Genomic DNA, 6023 nt, shown 5'->3' with positions numbered 1-6023 from the left:
AAATATTGTAAAGATATGATAAAATAATAAGCAATCTTATTAAAATAAAATAGAAGGAGAAAATTTATGAAAAACAAAGCATTATTACTATTATTAGGAGTATTTTTAACAAGTCAGGCTGTATATAGCGAAATTAAGGACACGAAGGCTGAAGCGGCAAAGAAAACAGAAATAAAACAAGTTCAAAATGAAAAATCCCCTGCAGAAAATCCAAAAGCAGATTCTGAGGATCCAAAAAATGACGAAGAAGCAGAAAATCCAGCTCCAGAATCATTGGCACCAGCAGAAAACGACGAAGTAAAAGCGGAAACTGTAAGAAAAACTGTGCCTGCAAGAGCAGAAAACAATAAGAACAATAAGAACAAAAAGCCAGTAAAGACAAAACGTCAAAAAGCAGAAGAAAAAAGCAGAAAAACCAAAGAAAAAGATCTTTCTTCAGACGAAAAAATGAGACTTCAGCTTATAAGAATGGAAAGAATGCTGAAAACTTTGGAAGGGAAATAAAAACGTAAATATTAGTGTAATGCTCCTTTAAATCTGTACCCAAAAGTTGATTGATATTAAAGGAGTGCAAAGTCTATTTTATAAAATTTAGGAGTAAAAATGGAAGATGATAAAATTACCATTCTAAAAAATGGAATAGATGTTTTTGGAAAAAAAATTGAAATTTTGATAAATGGAGAAATTATTGAAAAAATTTCTGAAAATATTGATGAAAGTAGATTTAAAAATAATGAAAATGCACGAATTATTGATATTGAAGGAAAGTTAGTAATGCCAGGAGTTATAGATGTGCATACACACATGAGAGAGCCAGGAATTACGTACAAAGAGGATTTTGCAACAGGTTCACGTGCGTGTGCCAAAGCTGGTATTACGACTTTTTATGATATGCCAAACACAATTCCGACGACCACAACGTTAGAAAATTTGCTGGAAAAGAAAAAATTAGCAAGTAAAAAGTCAATTGTGAATTTTGGATTTCATTTTGGTGGAAGTAAAAATGATAACGTTGAGGAAATGAAAAAGGTTTTGAGAAATGGCGAAGCAAATACAGTAAAAATTTTTATGAATGTAACGACTGGAGAGATGCTTATCGAAGATGATAAAATCTTGAAAAAGGTATTTGAAAATTCTGAATTGGTACTGGTTCACGCTGAGAATGAAATGATTGACAAGGCAATAGAATTAAATAAAAATTATGGAAAAGGACTTTATGTTTGTCATATCCCATCAGCGGAAGAATTAAAAAAAGTTATAAGTGCCAAGAAAAATAAAGAATTAAATACAAAAGAGCATCCAATTTATGCTGAAGTTACGCCTCATCATTTATTTTTAAATACTGAGATTCGTGAAAGTACAGAGCGGAATAAAATGCTTCTAAGAATGAAACCTGAATTAAGAGAAAAATCTGATAATGAATTTTTATGGGAGGCAATAAATCAAAGAGAAGTTGATACAATTGGAACAGATCACGCACCACATCTAATAAGTGAAAAATTGGAAAAAATTACGTTTGGAATGCCAGGAGTAGAAACTTCACTTGCACTTATGATAAATGCCTTCAATGAAGGGAAAATATCACTTGAAACAATACAAAAGTTAATGTGTGAAAATCCTGCAAAAATAATGAAAATTGAAAAAAGAGGAAAGTTGCAGGAAGGTTTTTTTGCTGATATAATTGTAGTTGATACACAAAAAGATTGGATTGTAGGTGTAGATGACACAATTGAATCAAAATGTGGCTGGACTCCTTATGAAAACTGGAAATTAAAAGGAAAAAACACAATGACAATTGTAAATGGAAAAATTATTTATGAAAATGGGAAAATTAATGATATTCCTAAAGGAAAAGAAATCAAATTTTCAGAATAAATCATTTACCTGTATGTTAATAACTAATAAATAGTTTAGAAATAAAACAAAAATCAAAATTTGAAAGGAAATGATAAAATGGCTAATTTAACATTGGAAGAAAAAGTGGCAAAGGCATTATTTGATGTGAAGGCAGTAAAAATCAATGTAGGAGAGCCTTTTACGTTTGCATCTGGAATAAAGAGTCCAATTTATTGCGATAATCGTTATGTATTAGGATTTTCAGATGAGAGAGATACAATTGTAGAAGCATTTGTTGAAAAGCTTGATAAAAATGTGGAAGTAATTGTGGGAGTTGCAACAGCTGGTATACCTTGGGCTTCGTTTATCGCTGACAGAATGAAAAAACCGCTTGCATATGTAAGAAACAAACCAAAAGATCATGGTGCAGGAAAACAGATTGAAGGTGCAGAAGTAAAAGAAAAAAAAGTCGTTGTAATTGAAGATTTGATTACAACAGGAAAAAGCAGCCTTATTGCAGTTGATGTACTTCAAAAGGAAGAAGTGAAGGAACTGGAAGTAAAATCAATTTTTTCTTATGGATTTGACAGTGCAAAAGCAAATTATGCGAAATATAACTGTAAATTCAGTTCGCTTTCAAATTTTGATGTTTTAATAAAATTATTGGCTCAAACGGATTATTTGACACAGGAAGAAGCAAAAATTGCTTTGGAATGGAGTAAAAATCCTGAAAAATGGGGAAGATAATAATTCTTAAAATAAATTATTTAAAAAATTTGAAAATAAAAAATATAAAGAAGGAACTAAACATGAAAAGAATATTATCAATTATCGGTTTAACACTTGCTATAGCAGGATTTTTATATTCAGGTTTCCATATCTTTGGAACAACTGCAAAATTCATAGAACAGCATAACCTAAAATCAAACATAAAAAAATTGACTGCCGATAAGAACAAGAAAACTGAGGAGCTTGCGGCACTTACTAAAAAAAATGCAGAAGTAAAGGCACAATATGAACAACTGAAGGCTGACAAAAAAATTAAGACTGTATACTTGACTTTTGATGACGGGCCTTCAGGACACACTGATCAAATTCTTGAAATTTTGAAAAAGAATAATATAAAAGCGACATTTTTTGTAATTGGAATCGGAAAAAATTATAACGACTATAAAAAAATAATTGATCATGGGCATGTGCTTGGGTTGCATACCTATTCACACATATATAAAGAAGTTTATGCAAACGAAGAAAGTTTCTTTAAAGATCTTTATAAAATAAGGGATGCTGTAAAATCGACAACAGGATTAGATGTAAAAATCACAAGATTTCCAGGCGGTTCAAGCAATGCGATAGCATCTAAGGCTTTAAAAACAGCTATAATTAACAGAATGACAAAAGAAGGATATGTGTATTTTGACTGGAACTGTGATTCTACTGACGCTTCCGGAAATAATGTGCCTGTGGAAAAACTGGTTAAATACGGAGTCTGCACAACTCACCCTGATATTAATGTCCTAATGCACGATACAAATGCTAAAAAAACAACAGTCCAAGCTTTACAAAGAATTATTGACGGATATAGAAAAGCTGGATATACATTTGAAACACTAGATGTAAATAGTCCAAAAATTCAACATGTTAAGCAGCCTGAACTGAAATAACTAAGTAAAAAATAAGCAATTAAACATTAAAAATATGCTATAATATAGAAGTGTTTAAGCTTTCAAAATTAATCTTTTTAAGTGTAAACACCATAACAGAACTATTCAGTTCAGTTTTAATGTTATGAAATTTTATTATTTAAGGAGAAAATTAATGAAAAAAATAGTTACTATGTTTGCAGGTTTGGTAGTATCGCTATCGTTAGTTGCAGAAAATACTAATAATATAATTTACATAAAAAATGAAATGATGAAAGCCGTTGATAGCGGGACTGACTTATATGTTGCAAAATCAAACAAAACTTCTACAAAAGAGAAAACTTCAAATTCAGGAAATTCTAAACATTCACAAAGCGGAGTGGCTTCATATTATGGCAAAGGATTGCACGGAAGCAGAACAGCCAGCGGAGAAAGACATAATAGGAATGAAATGGTAGCAGCACACAGATCTCTTCCATTTGGTACAAAAGTAAAAGTTACAAATTTGAGCAATGGAAAGGAAGTTGTTGTAAGAATAAACGATAGAGGGCCTTTTGCTAAAGGACGTGTAATTGACTTAAGTTATGGAGCTTTTTCAAAAATAGAAAATCCTGGAAAAGGGCTTACGAAAGTAAAACTTGAAGTTTTAAATTCTTTAAAATAATTGTTTAGTTATTTTAGAATTATAATTATAAATCTTAAAATATGGAAAAGAAAGGTGGAAATATAGTGTTAAATGGTAAAATTGCATTAATTACAGGTGGTTCAAGAGGAATTGGAAAGGAAATCGCACTAAAATTTGCTGAAAATGGAGCAACTGTTATTTCTGGAGATTTAATTGATCCTGATTACAGCCATGAAAATGTTTCACACGTTAAATTAAATGTTACTGATAGAGAAAATATAAAAGAGATTGCAAATGAAATCAAAGAAAAATATGGAAGATTGGATATTCTTGTAAATAATGCAGGAATTACAAGAGATTCGTTACTTCAAAGAATGAAGGAAGCAGACTGGGATTTAGTAATTGATATTAATTTAAAAGGTGTCTACAATGTGATGCAAGGTTTTGTTTCTTTATTATTAAAGAGCAAAGCTTCAAGTGTAATTAATATGGCTTCTGTAGTAGGAGTAGATGGAAATGCAGGACAAACTAACTATGCAGCTACAAAAGGTGGAGTAATCGCTATGGCAAAAACTTGGGCAAAAGAATTTGGTAGAAAAAATCTTAGATCAAATGCAATTGCACCAGGATTTATCGAAACAAATATGACTCACGTATTACCTGAAAAAGTTGTAGAAACTGTACTTGCAAATACTCCGCTTAGAAAGATGGGAGATGCTGAAGATGTTGCAAATGCCGCATTGTACTTAGCAAGTGACATGTCTAAATTTGTTACAGGGCAAGTTTTAAGAGTTGATGGAGGATTGAATTTATAATTCAATAAATTTATTTAAAAATGGCAAAAAATAAAAAATTCTATGCCTATTTCATTACAGATACAAATGAAAATGGAATACTTGAAAGCTGGACGGATTGTCAAAAAAAAGTAAGTGGTAAAAAAGCCCGTTATAAATCATTTAAAAATTTTTCTGAATCACAAGAATGGTTAAATTCTGGAGCAAATTATGAAAAAAAAGAGAAAAGTGATTTGACTAAACTGTATTCTGAACTAGAGCGTGATGCAATTTATTTTGATGCAGGAACAGGACGTGGTAATGGTGTAGAAGTCAGATTAACTGATTTTGACGGTAATTCACTACTTTATAAAATTATGAACGAAAAAAATATTAATGAATTTGGAAATTATTATGTCGCTGACACTAGAACAAATAACTTTGGTGAATTAGTCGGTATTTACACAGCTTTTGTTTATGCCAAAAAATATGATACAAAGATAATTTGTGGAGATAGTTCTCTCGTTATTGAATATTGGTCAAAAGGGCGATATAATAATTCCAGTTTGGAAAATGATACAATTGAACTCATAAAAAAAGTTGCTTTAATGAGAAATGAATTTGAAAAAAAAGGTGGAATTATAAAAAAAATCTCAGGAGATGTTAATCCCGCTGATTTAGGATTCCACAAATAATGCTAAATAAAGGAGGCTTTTCATGAAAAAAATATTATTAATGTTAATGATGTTAACAATATCTGTAATTGGAACAGCAGCAAAAAAACCTATAAGTAAAACTTTTGAAGGTCAATATACAAAATCAACAAATACATTTACCTATGTAAAAGATAATTTGGTATTTCCAAATAAAGTAATTACTTACACAGTAAAAGATGATTCTGGGTTATTAGACCAAATTTATAACTTTATTAGTGAAAAATATGGAGTTACAGATACAGATATTATTGTTCTTAATGTTAATGGAACTATTTCTAATAAAACTGGTTTAGTAACTATAAAAAAGATAATTAATTATCAAGTTCCTGAAGATAGATTACATGCTTCAGAATATGAAACACCAGCATCAACAAATTCTAGTAATAACGAGAATACTGCAAATGACGATGCTCCAAATTTAAACAATACA

At 30.3% G+C, this 6023-nt stretch carries 8 protein-coding genes; all 8 read left to right on the top strand.

The annotated features are described in order from the left end of the window. Window positions 1-66: 66 nt before the first annotated feature. Window positions 67-504, top strand: a complete 438-nt coding sequence (locus Q0370_RS11595) for a hypothetical protein (RefSeq protein WP_299575897.1) — start codon at window positions 67-69, stop codon at window positions 502-504. A gap of 99 nt (window positions 505-603) precedes the next feature. Next, complete coding sequence (locus tag Q0370_RS11590; protein WP_299575895.1) at window positions 604-1875, top strand: amidohydrolase family protein; 1272 nt, start codon at window positions 604-606, stop codon at window positions 1873-1875. Between the two features lie 78 nt (window positions 1876-1953). Then, the gene (pyrE, locus tag Q0370_RS11585) at window positions 1954-2583 is read left to right on the top strand and encodes an orotate phosphoribosyltransferase (RefSeq protein ID WP_299575893.1); all 630 of its coding nucleotides are present in this window, start codon (window positions 1954-1956) and stop codon (window positions 2581-2583) included. 62 nt (window positions 2584-2645) lie between these two features. Continuing rightward, window positions 2646-3500: a polysaccharide deacetylase family protein gene (locus Q0370_RS11580; protein ID WP_299575891.1), complete on the top strand. Its 855-nt coding sequence runs from the start codon at window positions 2646-2648 to the stop codon at window positions 3498-3500. Window positions 3501-3654: 154 nt separating this feature from the next. Further along, window positions 3655-4143 carry a septal ring lytic transglycosylase RlpA family protein gene (locus tag Q0370_RS11575; protein WP_299575889.1) on the top strand — a complete coding sequence of 163 codons (489 nt, stop codon included), beginning with the start codon at window positions 3655-3657 and terminating at the stop codon, window positions 4141-4143. Window positions 4144-4184: 41 nt separating this feature from the next. Continuing rightward, window positions 4185-4919, top strand: coding sequence for a 3-oxoacyl-ACP reductase FabG (gene fabG, locus Q0370_RS11570; RefSeq protein WP_299575887.1), 735 nt, complete (start codon window positions 4185-4187; stop codon window positions 4917-4919). A 20-nt stretch (window positions 4920-4939) separates the two neighbouring features. Next, complete coding sequence (locus tag Q0370_RS11565; RefSeq protein ID WP_299575885.1) at window positions 4940-5572, top strand: RNase H1/viroplasmin domain-containing protein; 633 nt, start codon at window positions 4940-4942, stop codon at window positions 5570-5572. Window positions 5573-5594: 22 nt separating this feature from the next. After that, window positions 5595-6023 (top strand): hypothetical protein (locus Q0370_RS11560; protein WP_299575883.1); only part of this gene is annotated, 429 nt, incomplete at its 3' end.

This window comes from uncultured Leptotrichia sp. (assembly GCF_938036635.1).
GTDB lineage: Bacteria > Fusobacteriota > Fusobacteriia > Fusobacteriales > Leptotrichiaceae > Leptotrichia > Leptotrichia hongkongensis.
This window is presented reverse-complemented; position numbering and strand designations above follow the sequence as displayed.